This window comes from Actinospica robiniae DSM 44927 (assembly GCF_000504285.1).
In the GTDB taxonomy this organism is placed as follows: Bacteria; Actinomycetota; Actinomycetes; order Streptomycetales; family Catenulisporaceae; genus Actinospica; species Actinospica robiniae.
Map to the genome: position 1 here is coordinate 5300293 of NZ_KI632511.1, position 16586 is coordinate 5316878.

Genomic DNA, 16586 nt, shown 5'->3' on the forward strand with positions numbered 1-16586 from the left:
ACCCCGCCTGTGGATAAAGGGCGACGCCCGAAGGGAGGGACGATTCGTAGGACTATGACGCCGATTGAGCGAGTAGTCGGGCGCCGCGCCTCCTGTCTGGTGAGCGATCTTCGGCTATCGTGCGATTTATGAGTGGCCCGACGGTGGTGGTGACGGACTCGACGGCGTGCCTGGCGCCGGAGCGTGCGGCTGCGGCGGGGATCGTCGTGGTGCCGCTCCAGGTGGTGGTGGGCGACGAGACCTTCACCGAGGGCACCCCGGACGCCCAGCACGCGCTGATGAACGCGCTGCGGCGGCGGCTGCCCGCGACGACCTCGCGCCCCTCCCCCGAGCAGTTCGCCGCCTGCTACCGCGCGCTGGCCGAGCAGGGCGCCGGCGGCATCGTCTCGGTGCACCTGTCCGAGCAGCTCTCCGCGACCGGCGAGGCGGCCCGGCTGGCCGCCAAGGGCGCCCCCGTGCCGGTCGAGGTGGTCGACTCGCACAGCGTGGGCATGGGCCTCGGCTACGCCGCGCTCTCCGCCGCCCGCCTCGCCGCCGACGGCGCCGGCCCGCTGCTGTGCGCCGACGTCGCGTCCAAACGGGCGACCATGACCACGATCCTGTTCTACGTCGACACGCTGGAGTACCTGCGCCGCGGCGGGCGCATCGGCAAGGCCGAGGCCTTCGTCGGCTCCGCGCTCGCGGTCAAGCCGCTGCTGCACCTGGTCGACGGCCAGGTCGCGCCGCTGGAGAAGGTGCGCACCGCGGCCCGCGCCCTGGCCCGGATCGAGCAGGTCGCGGTGGAGCGCGCCGGCGACGGCCCGGTCGACGTGGCCGTGCACCACCTGCACTCGCTCACCCGCGCCGAACTGCTCGCCGAGCAGCTCCGCGGCCGGCTGCCCGGCCTCGGCGAGCTGGCCATCAGCGAGGTCGGCGCGGTCATCGGCGCGCACGCCGGGCCGGGCGTGCTCGGCGTGGTCATCTCGCCGCGCGTGCTCGGGCCTTAGGAGCGGGCCGGCTAACCGGCCTCCACCGCGCTCGAGGGCGCGAGCTCGCCGATCAGGGCCTCGGTGCGCGGGTGCAGCTCGCGCACGCCGTGCACCCGCCAGGTGCGGTCGCGCAGGTCTGCGATCGCCCGGGCCAGCCGCTCCGCGTCTCCGGTGGCGAAGACGGCGCGCAGCAGGCCGCGCCAGAGCTCCTCGTCCTCGGGGCTCGCCCGCAGGCCTGCCTCGACGGCTGCGATGGCCCGCTCGGCGGCGCCGTTGGCGATGCGGGCGTCGGCGAGGCGCAGGGCGGTGTCGGCAATCGTCGCGGGGATCTGCGCCTCGACGATCTCGTAGGCCAGCCAGCCGTAGCGGCCCTTGGCCCGGTTGGCCAGGAACCTTCCGCGCACCAGGTCGAGGGCGGCGTTGAGCAGGTGGTCGAGGTGCACCGGGGACTGCAGGTTCACGTCGTAGAGCGCGCGCGACTGCAGCGACTCGAACAGGTCCCAGTCCGACCACACGTAGCGGCCGAGGCGGATCCGGCCGTCGGCCTCGATCAGCAGGTTCGGGGCCCCGTGCGGGTCCGCACCGAGCCAGTCGCCGAGCCGGTCCACGGTCGCGCGGGCGACGTCGGCGGTGGTGCCGCGGGGCCACAGGGCCGCGGCGAGCACGCTCGGGTGCACGCCGTCGCGGTGGTGCAGCAGGAACACCAGCGCCTCGTTGAGCAGCGGGAGCCGCTCGGTGTCGGCGAACTCGCCGAACCTGGTGCCCACGGTCTCGAGCTCGCCGAGCACCCGCACGAACACCGACGGCTGCTCGTCCGGCAGCGGCCCGGTGTAGCCGACCCCGGTCACCCGCGCCATCCCGCCGCCCCCGCCGCTCAGCGGCACGCCCTCGACGTCGCCGACGGCCCGGAACAGGCCCAGGATCGCCGCGTACTGGTCCGCCGGCAGCAGCTGCGCCTTGGCTTCGAGGCCGAGCCTGGACTCGCGCACGACGCCTGAGTCGTCGATGTCGAGCCGGCCCGCCGCGCCCGCGACGTCCGCGCCCACCACGAAGCCCATGCCGACGCGGGTGGTCTTCGGCGCGATCGAGATCAGACGGCTGAGAAGGGCCGGATGCGGCTCCTCGGCGATCAGCACGAAGTGCGGGGCGAAGGATCCGGCCTGGGTGGCGCGGGCCCGGGAGCCGAGGATCGAGTCGAGGCCGGCCGCCGAGAGCGCCTCGGCCCGCTGGGCGGCTTCGGCCTCGAGCACGGGCAGGATCTCGTCGAGCAGCTTCACGTGCTTGACCCGGGCCGGGGCCAGCGGCGAGAGGTCGCCCGGGAAGCCGACCAGGGTCACCGACATCCGGTCCGACCAGGCGTTGGTGGCGAGCTCGACGGCCATGGCCGAGATCATCGCCGAGACCTTCTCGGCCGGGCCGCACACCGCGAGCACGCCGGGGACGGCCTCGAGGTCCACCAGGATCCGCTCGTCCCCGCGCTCTCCGCCGCTGCCGATGGACACCAGGCCGGGGTACGGGGCGAAGCGCACCCGCGCGGCGTCCCCGTCGACCTGGCCGATGGCCGGCCGCGGGAAGTTCCAGGACCGGCCGTCGGCCGCGGTGAACCAGGGCAGCGGCGCCTGCTCGGGGGCGGTCGGGTCGGCGGGCTCGTCCAGCATCAGCTCGATGCCCTGCGCCCGCAGCCGCAGCCCGGCGGCCGGGGGCAGCGGCCGGTCGCGGCGCACGAGCTCGGCGGACAGGCCGCGCAGGGCCAGGTCGAGGAACCAGACCTCGACCTCGCCGGCGCCGACCCGGATCGACTCCTCGGCCACCGCGGCGTCCCCGGTCGGGGTGGTCGGCCGACGGCCGCCGACCCGGTTCCACAGCTGGCGGCGGCGGTGCCGGCCGAGCGCCAGCAGCAGCCCGGCGGCCATCAGCGGCGCGCCGGCGATGCCGTAGAGCACCCGCTCCTCCACCGGCCCGAGCTGCCGCTCGTCCGCGGAGGCGGTGCCGCGGTGCGAGGTGCGCGGGGCGCCGGCGTCGATGGTGCCGCCGTCGTCCCCCTGCCCGGCCGATTGAGCGGCCTGAGAGACCACGGAGGCGATGTCCTCGGCGGTCTGACGGACCTTCACGCCCTGCGGGTTGGCCGGAGTGAGCTTCGTGTGCGCCGTGGCGGACGTGCCGGACGCGGATCCGGCTTGCCCCTGCTGTCCTTGCTGCCCCTGCTGCGCGCTCGCGGACGCCGCGGAGGTCCCGGCCGAGGAGTCGTCCGTCGTCGGCGCGGACGATCCGGAGGCCGTGGACGAGGATCCGGCGGTGGACGGGGGCATCTGCGTGATCAGGTCCCCGCCGGTCGCGTCGGCCGGCATCTCCAGGATCCAGCCGGGCCGGATCAGCGAGGCCTCGGTGAGCTTCTGCCCGTCCGGCTGCACCCGGTCCTTGTTGAGCTCGTAGATCTCCTTGTAGCGGCGGCCGTCGCCCAGATGCCGGTCGGCGATCTCCCAGAGCGAGTCGTGGTTGCGCCCCTGCGGCGGCTGCACCCGGTAGAGCTTGGTCCCGGAGGTGCTGTCGACCGAGACCGAGGTCAGCGTTCCGCTGTCCGGCCGGGCCAGCTGCTGCCCGGGACGCACCGACGGCAGGTTGCTCGCGCTCGCGATCACCCCGGCCGCCTTGAGCGCCGCCGAGGCGCCGGAGACGTTTGCGGACACGGGCTGTCCCGGATACAGCTGCGCGGAAGCGGCGGTCTGCGCCCTCGGCATCGCGACCGGCGTGTGCCCGAGGTGCGTGATGTCGGGCGCGAACGAAGCGGCGGTGGCGGTGAGCATCAGCAGCGCGGCGACGAGCTGGCGGGCCAGGAACTGGCTCGGCCCCGCCCCCGGCACCCGGGCCGGCAGGCCGACCCCGCGCCGCGCGTTGGCCAGCTCCACCAGTACGCACGCGGTGAACTGCGCCCAGGCCAGCCACACCACCACGGCCAGCGCCTTGAGCAGGATCTGGCTGCTCAGCGGCTGGCGGAAGGTGTCCTGGCTCGGCATGTGGTGCGGCAGCGGCCAGCCGATGAAGTGCACGAGCGCCAGGGGGATGCCGCCGAGCAGCACGGCGAGCAGGAGCAGCGCCCCGAGCGCCCGGAAGACGTCGCCTATCGTGCGCCGGTACTTCCTGGCCCGCCCGGTCTGCAGTTTCACCGGTTGTGGCGGTGTGTACGTCATCGTGCTCCCCCTTCCACCTCGCGCTATCGAATACCCGCTTGGACGGTCGCCGTACCCGTCTCCGTGACCGTGATGGATCCGCCGCCGAAGATGGCGTCGAACACCAGCGGCTTGTAGGTGATGTGGACCGAGACCGTGACGGTGTTGCCCGGCCCGAGCTGGCAACCGTCAGCGCTCTTATTCGCGCCTTCGTTGCCGAAGCTCGTGTCGAGCGCGACCACCCCGCCGGCGTCCACGGTCTTACGCACTCTCGGGTCGAGCAGATAGGCCTTCGCCCGCGCGCACCCGTCGTTCGCGATCGCCGCGGTCCCGGACTGCTGCAGAGTGCCGAGGTCGAGGTTCTGCGCCTCGGCCCGCGCGGCCTGGTCGGCGAAGTCGGCGGCCCGCTCCCGCTGCGAGATGGCGAGGCCGACGTCCACGACCACGGAGAGCAGCACCCACACGACCAGCGCCCAGCCGATCATGATGAACGTCGCCGAGCCCTGCTCCCGATCCTCCCGCGCGCATCGCGATCTCATCGCTGCTCCCGGAAGTAGTCGAAAGGTGCGTAGGACGACTCCGTGAGCGAGAGATTCTGGCCGAACAGGGTGAAGTCACAGGTCACGGTGATCTGGACGACTTCCGTGAACGACTGCGCCGAGGTCGTCCCGGTGGCCTGCTTCGACGGAAGCTGGATCCGCATCGTCGCCGGCGTGATCGGCAGGTCGTTCTGGTCGTCGCGGGTGCAGGTGCCCTGCAGGTCCGCCCAGGCGGCTTTTCGGGCTGGGCCCGTCATATCGTTCGCAGGGTTCTGGACGGAGGCCATGCGCGCGGCGTCGGCGGCGGCCTCCCGCACCTTGGAGACGTCCTCGGCGTAGAAACCGCATCCGACGCAGATCAGGAAGAAGACCATCATGACCGGCACCGCGATCACGACCTCGACGGTCGAGATGCCTGCCTCTCCGCGCTCACGCCGCGCTCTAGCCGTTCGGGCCGACACACGCACCCGCCTGGGTGTAGTAGCACTCGACCGGGCCCTGACTGGCGGCGTCGAGATGGAACTGCCAGTCCGGCACCACGGAGACGATCGAGAACGAGACCTCCATGCCGACCTCCGGATACGCGCCGCGGGTGACCGGGATCGGCGTCGCCTGCAGCGAACCGTCCGAGACCAGTCCGCCGATGAGCTGGTTCACCCACGTCTTCGCGTCCTTCTCGGCGGGTACCTGCCAGGTTTTGGGATTGGCCGCCGCCTGCTCCCGCGCCGTACGAGCCCCTTCCTGGGCAGCCGTCTGCGCCACATGGCGGGCGAACATGGCCAGCCCGAACTGAACCGAGCCGAACATGAACAGGAACAGGAGCGGGGTCCACAGCACGAACTCGATGGCCGTGGCCCCCGACTCCTTGTCCTGCCTGTTCCGGCGAGCGGAACGGGGCGTTGCCTTCATGGCGTACTCGACGTCAATTACCGGGGCCGACACCGGCGCAGGCGGCACCCGGGGCGGCGCCCTTGCCCGTGCCGTTGATCTGGTCGCAGACCTGCTGGCCCTTGGCCTCCAGGGTGGTCAGCAACCAGAAGCCGACCGCGACCACGATGGCGACCACGATGGCCGAGATGATCACCCACTCGACCGCGGATGCACCGCGTTCGGACTCCTCGGATCTCGCCCTCGCGTAGCGCGCCGTGAATGAGACGCGTAGGTACTGCAGCGCCGGGCCGAACACCGTGTTCATGGCAGTGCTCCCTTCTTCGGACTTGCTACCTGAGGCCCGAGATCTGCATGATCGCCGGGAAGATCAAATAGATGAGAAAGCCGGTGCACAGCAGCAGCTGCGCCACCAGCATCGACTGCGACTGCTGGCCCGCCTTGCCCTCGATCTCCGCCAGTTCCCGGCGCCGCATGGTCTCGGCCCGGGAGGCGAGGGATTGGCGGATCTTGGCGCCGTCGTCCGCGGTGAGCGCGATCGCGTGTCCGAGGTCGACGAGTTCTTCGACACCGAGCGTGTCGCCGAGCGCGCTCAGCGCCGCCCATTGGGTCTGGCCGGAGAGCCGCGCGGCGGTCAGCGCGTCGCGGATGCGGCGCACCGCCCAGCTGTTGCTGATCTCCGCCGCCGACATGATGGCCTCGGGCAGGCCGCGGCCGCCGGAGAGGTTCATCGACACCAGATCGAGGAACGCGGTGACCACCCGGCGGAAGTCCGCACGCCGTTCCTTGGCATCGCGGCGCACCTCCAGGTCAGGCAGGACGAAGAACAATGCCGCACAGCAGAGCGCGAGCCACACCGGGACCAGGGCACTGAGGTGGAAGCCGACGAGCCAGAGCGCGACGAAGAACAGCGGCGGCAGGAAGAACCCGACCGCGGCGAGCCCGAGCTTGGTCGTCAGGAAGGCTTCCCAGCCGCGGTCCAGAATCGCCAGGTCGGCCCGCAGGGACCGCATCTGCCAGCCCTGACTCGCGTAGAACTCGGCCGCCTTCCGGCCGATCAGCTCCCTGACGGACTCGGCCCGCTCCCGCCGCTCGGCGCTGTGCGGGCCGAGTTCGCGCAGCGCGTCGATCTGGGCCACGGTCACCGCGGCGCTGGGCCGCGACGGTATCAGGGCCCGGATCAGCAGGAACACTCCGAGGCCGACCAGCGCGCCGAGGGCGATCTCCACGATCACGCGTTCACCTGACCCGTAGCAGGAAGCGTTCCGGTGTCTTCATCTCGGCGAGCTTGCGCAGCCAGAAGAAGCCCGCGGCGAAGAAGGACACCACGATCAGCAGCACGACCTGGCCGACGGCGGAGTCGTACGCCTGGACGTACCGATGGTCGAAGAGCGCGAGCCCGAGCACGACCGCGGCCACGCTGATGACGATGATCTGGACCGAGCGCCGCGTGCCGGCTCGCTGGGCGATGATGCGCTGGCGCATGTCCACCTCTTCGCGGGCCGACTTGGCGAGCGCGCCGAGCACCTCGCGAAGCCCGGGGCCGCGCAGTTTCGCGTTGAGGATCAGCGCGGCGATGATGATGTCCGCGCTCGGGTCGTCGATGTCGTCCGCGAGGTGCTGCAGGGCGTCGGCCAGGGGCATCCGCCCGCGCACCCGGTCCATGAGGGCGTCGAGGTGCGGGATGAGCAACGGCCCGGCGGTCCGGGCCGCGGACGGGATCGCCTGCTCGAGGCCGACGGCTCCGGCGATGGTGTCGCGCAGCGACTCCGTCCACATGGCGAGGGCTTCCACCCGCTGCATGCCGAGCCGTTCGCTGCCCAGCCCGCCGAACAGCTGCTTCCAGAAGAAGACCAGCACCGCCACCGCGATGCCGGCGACCGGCCACCGGGTCAGCACACCCGCGACGATCCCGACCAGCAGGGCGATGATGAGCCGCTGTCCGGCGCTGCGCATCCGGTCGCCAATCTTGAAGCCGCCCTCGGCGGGGCGCTCCTTCGGCCTGAAGCCGACCAGGGCCGCGATCAGCAGGGCGATGCCGCCGCCGACGACCAGGCCGGCCAGGATCGCCTCAAGCGTGGAGATCTGCAGGAGTTCTCGAGGGTTCATCGCCACATCCGGTTCATCGCCACAGTCCGCTCGGCTGATACCCGTGGGCCAGCAGTTCGTCGATACAGGTGACCGGGGAGTGCGGCATGGCCCGTCCGTCGGGGCCTTCCATGAACACCTCCGAGGAGAGCACCCGCCCGTCCACGCCGCTGACCTCGCGCACCGAGGTGACCATGCGGCGCACGGTGCCGCCGCGGTGGTAGTCGTTGCGGCGGGCGATGAAGACCACGAAGTTGATCGCGCCGGCGATCAGCATGTGGCTGGCCTCGACCGGCAGCCGCTCCTGGGCCTGCAGCGCGTAGGTGGAGATGCGGTTGAACACCTCCTGCGAGGAGTTCGCGTGGATCGTGGAGAGCGAGCCGTCGTTGCCCTGCGACATCGCGTTGAGCATCGTGACGATCTCGTCGCCGAGCACCTCGCCGACGATGACCCTGCTGGGGTTCATCCGCAGCGACCGGCGCACCAGCTCCGCCATGGTGATCGCGCCGAGGCCCTCGGAGTTGGGCAGCCGTTCCTCAAGCGCCACCGTGTTCGGGTGCAGATCGGGGAACTGGTCGAGGCCGAGTTCGAGCGCACGCTCCACCGTGACGAGGCGCTCGTGCGCGGGGATCTCGTTGGCCAGGGCCCGCAGCAGCGTCGTCTTGCCGGCGTTGGTCGAGCCCGCGATCATGATGTTCTTGCGCGCCTGCACGGCCGCGGCCAGGAACGAGCCGAGCTCGGTGAGCACGGTGCCGTTGCCGACGAGGTCGGACAGGAAGACCTTGCCCATGCGCGCGCGGCGGATGGAGAGCGCCGGGCGGCGGGTGACGTCCATGACCGCGCTGAGCCGGGAGCCGTCGGGCAGGCGCAGGTCCAGCTGCGGGTTGGCTGCGTCGAACGGCCGTGAGCTCAGACCCGAGTAGGCGCCGAGGATCTGGATGAGCTCGACCATCTCCTCGTCCGACTCGGCGATCGGCTCCACCATCGCCTCGCGGCCGTCCGCGTAAGAGACGAAGACCCGGTCGCAGCCGTTGACGTCGATGTTCTCGATGTCCGGGTCGTCCAGCAGCGGCTGGAGCCGGCCCACGCCGAACAGCGCGGCGTGGATGCCGGCGGCGAGGGCCTCCTCCTCCTCGGCGGTGGGCGGACGCCGGCCGGCGGTCATCTCGGTGTGCGCGTGCTCGGACAGCGTCTGGCCGATCACGGCCCGGGCGTACTGCCGCTCGTCCTGCGCGGTCATCACCGGCAGGCCGCTGATCTGGTCGAGCCGGCGCTGCTCGGCTATCCGGTCGCCGACTTCCTGACGCAGCCGTTTGACGAGGCCGTGGTCCATCTCAGCCCACCGTCCGATCGCTCGGATGCGGCACGCTCTTGAGGTTCGCGGCCGTGGTCGCGCCACCGCGCGGGTTGCTGAAGTACGGGTTGGTCGAGTTCGGGTTCGAACTCCCGTTGCCGTTCGCGCCGCCGCCGGGCGTCACCGAGGTCGGCGTGATCGGGATCGAGGTCATGGTCTCCGCGTTGACCGAGGCGGCGTACGCGGGCTGCGGCGGCGGCGTCGGCTGAGGCGGCGTCGGCTGCGGCGGCGTCGGCTGCGGCGGCTGGAAGCCGGGGTGCTGGGGGTACGCCGCGGGCCGGCCCTGGGGCTGCGGCGGCTGTGCGGACTGCGGCGCCTGCGGGCGCAGCAGTCCGTAGCGGTGGGAGACGGTCGCGGCCAGTTCCCGCGCGCTGCGGGTGACCAGTGCCTTGTCGACGCGGCCGCGGGCCCGGCCGTTCAGCGCCGCGGCGCCGGTCTCGTCGTAGGCGATGACGCCGACCACCTCGGCCCCGGCGGTCGTGGCCGAGAGCAGGTCGCCGACCTGCTTGACGGTCTCCTTGGCCCGTCCGGGCGGGACGATCAGCACGATGCCGATGGGCGGCCGGGCCAGCGAGACCGAGCTGTTCTGGCTGGCGTGCAGGCGGGCGGAGAGGCTGTTGGCCCGGTCCCGCACGTGCGCGATCTGCTCCGCCTCGGCGCGCGCGATCAGCAGCACCAGGCCCGCCTGGCCGAGCAGGTCGACGCTGGGCGAATCAGGGCCGATACGTCCGCAGTCGGCGATCACGTCGGCCCCGCCCGGCAGCTCGCCGAAGCGGTCGAGGGCGCGGCCGAGGGTCGGCCACAGCCCGGTCATGCCGCGCGCCTGGTCCGCGTTGCCAAGTCCGACCAGGATCTCCAGGCCGCCGCGCAGCCGCTGGGTGTGCTGGGCGAGGGTGCCCGGATCCAGGCCGCGGCGGGCCTCCACCGCGAGCGAGACGAGGCCGCGGTTGGGGTCGAGCGGGCCGCCGTGGTCGGCCGGCATGCGGTAGACCAGGTCGCCGCCGTGCGGATCGCATTCCGCGAACAGGGCGCGGCGGGGCCAGACGGCGGCCAGGGCCACGGCCGAGGTGGTGACCCCGGGGGAACCCTTGTCCGCCGCGAGAGCGATGAGCGTCATGAGGACACGGCCTAGTTCCCAGCGCTCGCCGTGCCGCCGGGCGCGGAACCGTTGCCGCCGGCGGAGGGGGCGGCGCTCGCGTGCGTGGAGGCCACGCCGTTCGCGCCGGTGGTGAACACCAGGTTGCCCTCCTGCGAGGCGGTCAGCAGGTTGGCCGCGTCCGCCTTGTCGACGGAGATCTCGAACACGCCGGCCGAGTTGGAGGAACCGTTGTCGCCGGGCAGCTCAACGATTCTCACCGAAGTCGCCAGCAGAAGCGTGACGTCCGCGCCACCGGTGGTGCCGGGCTGTGTCCCGACGTAGTACGCGGAGACCGTGTCGCCGACGCCGAGGCTGGGCGGGTACTGGGAGGCGGTCAGGGAGACCGCGAAGGTCATCAGGTTGCCGTCGGCGGCCGGCGAGCTGTTGAGCATCTGCCCGATCAGCAGCGTGCCGGGCACCAGGTCGGTCTCCGCCGTGTACTGACTCAGCTGGCCGCGCTGCGACCAGGTCACGTAATTGATGGAGGAATCCTGCGCCACCATGGCTTCGCTGATATCGGCGTCAGTGATCTGCTGTCCCTGGGCGACGTGTCGCGTCACTTGGATCACTCCGACTCGGTTTCCCGCCTGCATCTGCAGGTAAACCGAAGCGAGCACGCCTGCTGCGATGAGAAGCAGGGCCAGGGCGGCCAGCGCGGGCTTGCGTTCGCGCGAGGTGGTGGGCGGACGTACCGGTCCGGGGGGCGGGGCAGGCGCGCTCGGCCGGGCGGCGGGGGAGCCGGCAGGCTTCCATCCCGTCATCCCGGCGACATTGTTCTCCGTGCTGCTGCTCACGATCCGTACCCCCGGAGTGGCCGACTGGCTCCTGATAGTAGCGGCGCAGTCGGAAAACTCAACAGGGTCCGCGGCCGAATATGTGGCAAACCGCAACCAGGCGTGCAAGATCATCGCAGTGTTCTGGCTAGAGGCGTCGAAGGACACGTTTTCGCTACACGTATACGCTCCGGCATTATCGGGCTACCGGTGCCGCGGTTGGCCCGGTACGATCCGGTGTCGACCCATCTGTCTTCGATGGGCGATCCGGGACCTACGCAGGGGGAACTGTGCGTTCGCGGACAACTGCCCTCGTCACCGCCATGATGCTATGCGCGGCGCTTTACGGTTGCTCGAGTTCCGTACAGCAAAGCGGTGGAATCAGCGGTGCGGCCACGGGAGCCGCGTCCTTTGCGCCCGGCTCGGCGGCCACGGCCTCGCTCGCACCGGTCTCGGGATTGTCGATGAGCTTCAAGATCCCCTCGGATCTGAGCCTTCAGTTCCAGACCACGGATCAGGGTTCGGTCACGGCCGATGAGATTCAGACGATCCTGGTGTATCAGTATGAAGGCTTCATCGAGGCACTCAGCTCCGGCGAGGCGACCGAGGCGAACTTCCGCTATCTCACCGCCGGCGACGCGCTGAGCACCGAGAACTCCCAGCTGGCCTGGTGGAAGAAGCAGAACGAACGGCTCACCGGCGTCGACCGGCTCTACGCCTTCACGGTCTCGGCGAGCGGAAAGGGCCAGGCCGAATACTCGTATTGCGAGGATTCCACCCGGCTCGACTACGTGGACCTGGGCGACGGCCGGACGATCCAGAACACCGCGGGCACCACGGAAAACTACACCCTGCGCCAAGGCATCCTGGTGCAGGGCAAGGGCGAACTGTGGGCGGTCGAACAGGTCTTGACCAAGGACGGAGCGTCCTCATGCATCGGAAAGTGAAGGGGCGGGCGGCTTTGTCCGCCGCGGTCCTGGTCTCCTCCAGCGTCCTGGCCACGGTCGGGTCGGTCACACCCGCCATGGCGGACAGCGTGGCCATCTGCCCGAGCAGCGGCGGCAGCAGCGGCGGAGGCGGCGGCGGAGGCGGCGACACCTACAAGATGTGGGAGGTGGTGAACCAGCAGATCACCTCGTGCTCCAACGGAGGCAACGCCGCGCAGAGCGACGGCAGCAGCGGCTCTGCGAGCATCGTCCCGTGCTGGTGGGCGCCAGCCTACGACCCGGCGGGCCTGCAGGGCTACGTCCAGGCCTTCGAGTCCACAAGCTCCACGGACAACTGGTACACGATGCTGGCCAAGGAGTACGACACAAACGGCACCGACGCCCCGCCCTCCGACTACAAGTCGGACTCGGGACCGCCGTGGGACAGCTACAACGTCGGTACGACACCCCTGGGCGAGTGGTACGGCATGTTCTACAACAGTGCCGCCTCCGGGGACCAGCTGGACACCTGCTCCCATGAGCTGGCTGCTCTGGGGGCCAAGCAGTTCTACTGGGCCGACAACGAAGACCAGCCGACCGGAACGCCGGCGGAAATACCCGTCTTCACCGATCTTGAACTCGCCCAGTACGTCGAGAGCGTAGTGCTGCTGCCCGCGGCGCAGGTGAAGTCGAGTCAGGGACGCAATGACGCCGCGGGCGACCCGGCGAGGGCGACCGTCGGCCTGCCCATCTGGTACTGGCAGGATGAGGGCACTACCCACACGAAGGTGGACCAGGAAGTCTGCGTCTTCGGTACGCGGTACTGCGTGGACTTCACCGCCTACGCCGTCTCCTTCACGATCGATCGCGGCTCCGCCCCCGGCCGAGCCTGGAGCGGCGACTGCGTCCATCAGTCCTCGAACACACTGGGGCCGGAGTGGCACGGCCAGTCCGCGTCGGTGAATCCGACCTGCGGCGTGGAGTACTCGACGCTGGCCAGGGGCGTGACGCCGACGGTCTATACGACCTGGCACGTCCACATCACCTGGGACGGGGGCGACTGGAGCCCGCCGAACGACCCGGTGATCGCCACGACCCTCGATCCCTTCGACGTGCAGGACATCCAGGCCTACAACCGGACCTCGCCGAGCGCGACGCCGAGCTCCTAGCGAAAGCGACACCGCGCGGTCAACCCCGGATCAGCTCCACGGCCTGGGCGGCCAACGCCGCCCAGGCCCCGAGTATCAGGTACGGCCCGAAGGCGACCATCGACTTGCGCCCGACCCGGCCCAGCGCCATCCCGCCGAGCGCGGCCACGCAGGCGGCGAGCATGCCCAGCAGCAGCCCCGCCACGGCCACTGGCAGCGCCGCCCAGCCGAGGAAGAGCCCGAGCACGCCGACCAGCTTCACGTCGCCGAAGCCCATCGGGCCGAAGAACCACAGCAGCCAGAACAGTCCGTAGAAGAGTGCTGCCGCGATGGCCGCGACGGCCAGGCGCCACCAGGCGCCGCCCGCCCAGGACGCCGCGGTCAGCCCCAGCAGCCCCCAGCCGCAGAGCGGGAAGAGCACCTTGTCCGGCAGGCGCTTCGTGCGCGCGTCGATCCACGCGAGGATCCCGCTCGCAAACAGGAATCCCGCGTACACCACCCCGACTACCCACTCCATGCGCCCGACGATACCCCGACGGACAGCACCGGGGCCGGTGCGCAGCGTGCGCACCGGCCCGTGGAGGGAACTTCCGCGCGAACCGGCGCCCGAAGCACCGGATTCACGTCAGCCGACCGCGTCCGGACCCGTCACCCGGGCGCCGGCCGCGCGCCGGCCGGGCTACGCCGGGACGATGTTCACCAGCTTCGGCGCCCGCACGATCACGGTTCTGACACCGCGGCCGTCCAGCGCGCGCTGCGCCCCCTCCGTCGCCAGCGCCAGCTCCTTCAGCGCCTCCTCGGCGATGTCCGGAGCCACCTGGATCTTGTCGCGCACCTTGCCCTGCACCTGGACCACGCAGGTCACCTCATCGGCGACCAGGTACTTCGGATCCGCCTGCGGGAACGGGGCGTAGGCCAGCGACTCGTCGTGGCCCAGCCGGGACCACAGCTCCTCGGCCAGGTGCGGCGCGAACGGCGCGACGCCCAGCACCAGTGCCTCGGCCGCGGACCGCGGCACCCGCTCCAGCTTGGTCAGGTGGTTGTTCAGCACGATCAGCTTGGCCACGGCCGTGTTGAAGCGCAGACCCGCCACGTCCTCGGCCGCCCCGGCGACCGCCTGGTGCGTGGCCCGCAGCGTCGCGGTGTCCGGCTCCTCGTCCACCACGCGCAGCTCGCCGGTGTCCTCGTCCACCACGTTGCGCCACACGCGCTGCAGGAAGCGGATCGAACCGGCCACCGCCTTGGTGTCCCAGGGCTTCGAGACCTCCAGCGGTCCCATCGACAGCTCGTAGACGCGCAGGGTGTCCGCGCCGTACTCGGCGCAGAAGTCGTCCGGGGCGACGGAGTTCTTCAGCGACTTGCCCATCTTGCCGGCCTCGCGGGTCACCTCGGCGTCCTGCCAGAAGTACCCGCCGTCGCGCTCCTGCACCTCGACGGCCGGCACCGGGAAGCCGCGGTCGTCCCGGTAGACGTCGGCGGTGATCATGCCCTGGTTGAACAGCTTGTGGAACGGCTCCTTCGAGGAGACGTACCCCAGGTCGAACAGCACCTTGTGCCAGAACCGCGCGTACAGCAGGTGCAGCACCGCGTGCTCGGCACCGCCGATGTACAGGTCCACCCCGCCGACCGGCTTGTGCTCGGTCGGGCCCATCCAGTACCGCTCGTTGGCCGGATCGACGATGTCCTGCTTGTTGTCCGGGTCGACGTAGCGCAGCTCGTACCAGCAGGAGCCGGCCCAGTTCGGCATCGTGTTGGTCTCGCGGCGGTACCGGCGCAGGCCGCGGCCGTCGCCCAGGTCCAGCTCCACGTTCACCCAGTCGGCGTTGCGCGACAGCGGCGTCTCCGGCTCGCTGGCAGAGTCCTGCGAGTCGAAGGTGCGCGGCGAGTAGTCCTCCACCTCGGGCACCTCGACCGGCAGCATCGACTCGGGCAGCGCGTGCATCGCGCCGTCCTCGTCGTAGACGATCGGGAACGGCTCGCCCCAGTAGCGCTGCCGGCTGAAGAGCCAGTCGCGCAGCCGGAAGTTGACCGTGCCCTCGCCGATCCCCTTGCCCTCCAGCCACTTCGTGATCGCGGCCTTGCCCTCGACCACGCCCAGGCCGTCCAGCGAGACTTCGGGGTTGGCCGAGTTGACCAGCTCGGCGTCGTACGAGCTGAAGGCGTCGTCCCAGGCGGCCGGGTCCTCGCCGCGTCCGTCGGTCGGCTTGACCACACAGCGGATCGGCAGGCCGAACGCGCGGGCGAAGGCGAAGTCGCGGGTGTCGTGGGCGGGCACGGCCATGATCGCGCCGGTACCGTAGCCCATCAGCACGTAGTCCGCGATGAACACCGGGACCGGCTCGCCGTTGACCGGGTTGGTCGCGTAGGCGCCGGTGAACACGCCGGTCTTGGTCTTGGCGTCCATCTGCCGGTCCACGTCGGACTTGGCCGCGGCCATCGCCCGGTACGCCGTGACCGCCTCGGCCGGGGTGTCCGCCCCGCCGCGCCACGCCTCGGGGGTGGCTTCCGGCCAGGCCGCCGGCACGATCCTGGTCACCAGTTCGTGCTCGGGCGCCAGCACCATATAAGTAGCGCCGAACAGGGTGTCCGGGCGGGTGGTGAAGACGGTGATCCGGTCCTCGCCGACGGCGCCGTCCGCGTCCGCCGGCCGCGCCGGCACCGCGAACGAGACCCGGGCGCCCTCGGACCGGCCGATCCAGTTGCGCTGCTGCAGCTTGATCGCCTCGGGCCAGTCCAGCAGCTCCAGGTCGGACAGCAGCCGGTCGCCGTACGCGGTGATGCGCATCATCCACTGGCGCAGCTTGGACTTGAACACCGGGAAGTTGCCGCGCTCGGACCGGCCGTCCGCGGTGACCTCCTCGTTGGCCAGCACGGTGCCCAGGCCCGGGCACCAGTTGACCGAGACCTCCTTGGCGTAGGCCAGCCGGTACTCGCCCAGCAGCTCGTCGCGCTCCACGGCGGAGTGCTCGGACCAGGCCCGGCCGTCCGGGGTGGGCCGCACGCCGGAGGCGAACTGCTCGATCAGCTCGGCGACCGGGCGGGCGCACTGCCGGGCTGGGTCGTACCAGGAGTTGAAGATCTGCAGGAAGATCCACTGCGTCCAGCGGTAGTAGTCCGGGTCGATCGTCTCGATCGAGCGGCGCGGGTCGTGGGCCAGGCCCAGCCGCCCCAGCTGGCGCCGGTAGATCTCGATGGCCCGCTCGGTGGAGGCGCGCGGGTGCTCGCCGGTGGCCACCGCGTGCTGCTCGGCCGGCAGGCCGAAGGCGTCGTAGCCCAGGGTGTGCAGGACGGTGTAGCCGTTCATCCGCTGGAACCGGGCGAAGACGTCGGTGGCGATGTAGCCCAGCGGGTGCCCGACGTGCAGGCCCGAGCCCGAGGGGTAGGGGAACATGTCCATGATGAAGCTGTGCTTGCCCTCGGACACCTCGCCCTTGAGCGGCCCGACCGGGTTGGGCGCCTCGAAGGTCCCGTGCTCGCGCCAGTAGCCCTGCCAGCGCTCCTCGATCTCGGCGGCCAGCTTCGCGGTGTAGCGGTGCGCCGGTTCTTCTCCGGGCCCCGCGACCGTGCTCTGAGTCATGTCAAGTTCCTCGCAGTCAG

15 protein-coding genes are annotated in these 16586 nt (G+C 71.0%); 3 read left to right on the plus strand and 12 right to left on the minus strand.

The window, feature by feature from the left end; all coding sequences use genetic code 11:
* Positions 1 to 128 precede the first annotated feature (128 nt).
* The gene (locus tag ACTRO_RS22350) at positions 129 to 986 is read left to right on the plus strand and encodes a DegV family protein (RefSeq protein WP_034265931.1); all 858 of its coding nucleotides are present in this window, start codon (positions 129 to 131) and stop codon (positions 984 to 986) included.
* An 11-nt stretch (positions 987 to 997) separates the two neighbouring features.
* Here the strand turns inward: ACTRO_RS22350 and ACTRO_RS22355 are convergent, their stop codons facing one another.
* From ACTRO_RS22355 to ACTRO_RS43705, 10 genes are read right to left on the minus strand one after another with little or no spacing between them, the layout of a single operon-like run.
* Positions 998 to 4156 carry an AfsR/SARP family transcriptional regulator gene (locus tag ACTRO_RS22355; RefSeq protein WP_034265934.1) on the minus strand — a complete coding sequence of 1053 codons (3159 nt, stop codon included), beginning with the start codon at positions 4154 to 4156 and terminating at the stop codon, positions 998 to 1000.
* A 23-nt stretch (positions 4157 to 4179) separates the two neighbouring features.
* Positions 4180 to 4674: a pilus assembly protein TadG-related protein gene (locus ACTRO_RS22360; protein ID WP_051451211.1), complete on the minus strand. Its 495-nt coding sequence runs from the start codon at positions 4672 to 4674 to the stop codon at positions 4180 to 4182.
* On the minus strand, positions 4671 to 5141 hold the full coding sequence (locus ACTRO_RS43695; protein WP_157436371.1) for a TadE/TadG family type IV pilus assembly protein: 471 nt from the start codon (positions 5139 to 5141) through the stop codon (positions 4671 to 4673). The genes ACTRO_RS22360 and ACTRO_RS43695 overlap by 4 nt, the downstream gene beginning before the upstream one ends.
* Positions 5116 to 5583: a TadE/TadG family type IV pilus assembly protein gene (locus ACTRO_RS22370; protein WP_051451213.1), complete on the minus strand. Its 468-nt coding sequence runs from the start codon at positions 5581 to 5583 to the stop codon at positions 5116 to 5118. Before ACTRO_RS22370 ends, ACTRO_RS43695 begins: the two co-directional genes overlap by 26 nt.
* Before the next feature lie 13 nt (positions 5584 to 5596).
* A complete protein-coding gene (locus tag ACTRO_RS43700; protein WP_051451214.1) occupies positions 5597 to 5869 on the minus strand; it encodes a hypothetical protein in 273 nt (90 codons plus the stop codon).
* Positions 5870 to 5894: 25 nt separating this feature from the next.
* On the minus strand, positions 5895 to 6791 hold the full coding sequence (locus tag ACTRO_RS22380) for a type II secretion system F family protein (protein ID WP_084317135.1): 897 nt from the start codon (positions 6789 to 6791) through the stop codon (positions 5895 to 5897).
* Positions 6792 to 6801: 10 nt separating this feature from the next.
* On the minus strand, positions 6802 to 7671 hold the full coding sequence (locus ACTRO_RS22385; protein WP_084317136.1) for a type II secretion system F family protein: 870 nt from the start codon (positions 7669 to 7671) through the stop codon (positions 6802 to 6804).
* Positions 7672 to 7684: 13 nt separating this feature from the next.
* The gene (locus ACTRO_RS22390) at positions 7685 to 8983 is read right to left on the minus strand and encodes a TadA family conjugal transfer-associated ATPase (protein WP_034265941.1); all 1299 of its coding nucleotides are present in this window, start codon (positions 8981 to 8983) and stop codon (positions 7685 to 7687) included.
* Position 8984: 1 nt separating this feature from the next.
* Positions 8985 to 10121 carry a CpaE/TadZ family protein gene (locus ACTRO_RS22395; protein WP_063628056.1) on the minus strand — a complete coding sequence of 379 codons (1137 nt, stop codon included), beginning with the start codon at positions 10119 to 10121 and terminating at the stop codon, positions 8985 to 8987.
* Positions 10122 to 10132: 11 nt separating this feature from the next.
* Positions 10133 to 10936 carry a hypothetical protein gene (locus ACTRO_RS43705; RefSeq protein ID WP_157436372.1) on the minus strand — a complete coding sequence of 268 codons (804 nt, stop codon included), beginning with the start codon at positions 10934 to 10936 and terminating at the stop codon, positions 10133 to 10135.
* Between the two features lie 443 nt (positions 10937 to 11379).
* Between ACTRO_RS43705 and ACTRO_RS22405 the strand changes: the two genes are divergently transcribed.
* Positions 11380 to 11862, plus strand: a complete 483-nt coding sequence (locus ACTRO_RS22405) for a hypothetical protein (protein ID WP_034265944.1) — start codon at positions 11380 to 11382, stop codon at positions 11860 to 11862.
* The gene (locus ACTRO_RS22410) at positions 11847 to 13010 is read left to right on the plus strand and encodes a hypothetical protein (RefSeq protein ID WP_157436373.1); all 1164 of its coding nucleotides are present in this window, start codon (positions 11847 to 11849) and stop codon (positions 13008 to 13010) included. Before ACTRO_RS22405 ends, ACTRO_RS22410 begins: the two co-directional genes overlap by 16 nt.
* 19 nt (positions 13011 to 13029) lie before the next feature.
* Here ACTRO_RS22410 and ACTRO_RS22415 read toward each other — a convergent pair whose 3' ends face one another.
* Both ACTRO_RS22415 and leuS read right to left on the minus strand, forming a co-directional pair.
* A complete protein-coding gene (locus tag ACTRO_RS22415) occupies positions 13030 to 13506 on the minus strand; it encodes a prepilin peptidase (RefSeq protein ID WP_157436374.1) in 477 nt (158 codons plus the stop codon).
* Positions 13507 to 13668: 162 nt separating this feature from the next.
* On the minus strand, positions 13669 to 16566 hold the full coding sequence (gene leuS / locus ACTRO_RS22420) for a leucine--tRNA ligase (protein ID WP_034265950.1): 2898 nt from the start codon (positions 16564 to 16566) through the stop codon (positions 13669 to 13671).
* Between the last annotated feature and the right edge of the window lie 20 nt (positions 16567 to 16586).

Coding starts and splice junctions, on each gene's coding strand:
- ACTRO_RS22360 (WP_051451211.1), bottom strand. CDS start 4,674: ATGAGATCGCGATGCGCGCGGGAGGATCGGGAGCAGGGCTCGGCGACG.
- ACTRO_RS22390 (WP_034265941.1), bottom strand. CDS start 8,983: ATGGACCACGGCCTCGTCAAACGGCTGCGTCAGGAAGTCGGCGACCGG.
- ACTRO_RS22405 (WP_034265944.1), top strand. CDS start 11,380: ATGAGCTTCAAGATCCCCTCGGATCTGAGCCTTCAGTTCCAGACCACG.
- ACTRO_RS22410 (WP_157436373.1), top strand. CDS start 11,847: ATGCATCGGAAAGTGAAGGGGCGGGCGGCTTTGTCCGCCGCGGTCCTG.
- ACTRO_RS22395 (WP_063628056.1), bottom strand. CDS start 10,121: ATGACGCTCATCGCTCTCGCGGCGGACAAGGGTTCCCCCGGGGTCACC.
- ACTRO_RS43700 (WP_051451214.1), bottom strand. CDS start 5,869: ATGAACACGGTGTTCGGCCCGGCGCTGCAGTACCTACGCGTCTCATTC.
- ACTRO_RS22355 (WP_034265934.1), bottom strand. CDS start 4,156: ATGACGTACACACCGCCACAACCGGTGAAACTGCAGACCGGGCGGGCC.
- ACTRO_RS22370 (WP_051451213.1), bottom strand. CDS start 5,583: ATGAAGGCAACGCCCCGTTCCGCTCGCCGGAACAGGCAGGACAAGGAG.
- ACTRO_RS22350 (WP_034265931.1), top strand. CDS start 129: ATGAGTGGCCCGACGGTGGTGGTGACGGACTCGACGGCGTGCCTGGCG.
- leuS (WP_034265950.1), bottom strand. CDS start 16,566: ATGACTCAGAGCACGGTCGCGGGGCCCGGAGAAGAACCGGCGCACCGC.
- ACTRO_RS22385 (WP_084317136.1), bottom strand. CDS start 7,671: ATGAACCCTCGAGAACTCCTGCAGATCTCCACGCTTGAGGCGATCCTG.
- ACTRO_RS22415 (WP_157436374.1), bottom strand. CDS start 13,506: ATGGAGTGGGTAGTCGGGGTGGTGTACGCGGGATTCCTGTTTGCGAGC.